Genomic DNA, 458 nt, shown 5'->3' on the forward strand with positions numbered 1-458 from the left:
GTACGACGGCGATCTCGACAGCTGGCATCTCGGCGCCTACGCCATGCGTCAGGACGGCCCGCTGTCGCTGCGCCTCGGCGCGACCTACGCCAGCCATGACGGCAGCAGCACACGGAGGGTCGCATTCAAGGGTTTCAGCGATCGTCTCAAGGGCAATTACGACGCCAATACTCAACAGGCATTCGCCGAAGCCGGGTTCAATCTCGGCCGGGATAGCGTGATCCTCGAGCCCTACGCCAGCCTCGGCTACCAGCGCTATCAACGCGACAGCTACAACGAAAAGGGCGGCGACGCGGCGCTGAAAGTCTTCGGGCAGACTCGCGACAACTTCAGCAGCACCTTTGGCCTGCGGCTTGCGCAGTTGCTGGCGGGTGTCGCTGTCGATCGCGCCGAAGGTATGTTTCCAGCCTGCGCTCAAGCGCGGGGTCAAATGCATGCCGTTATCCAGCGTATTGATC

General features: G+C 62.4%; 1 protein-coding gene. It reads left to right on the forward strand.

All coding sequences use genetic code 11. From position 1 onward, the window contains the following. Nucleotides 1–458, forward strand: a 458-nt coding sequence (locus J5M71_RS28220; protein ID WP_207838911.1) for an autotransporter outer membrane beta-barrel domain-containing protein, incomplete at both ends; no start/stop codon positions are given.

Source organism: Pseudomonas sp. 43(2021) (assembly GCF_017490805.1).
Classification (GTDB): domain Bacteria; phylum Pseudomonadota; class Gammaproteobacteria; order Pseudomonadales; family Pseudomonadaceae; genus Aquipseudomonas.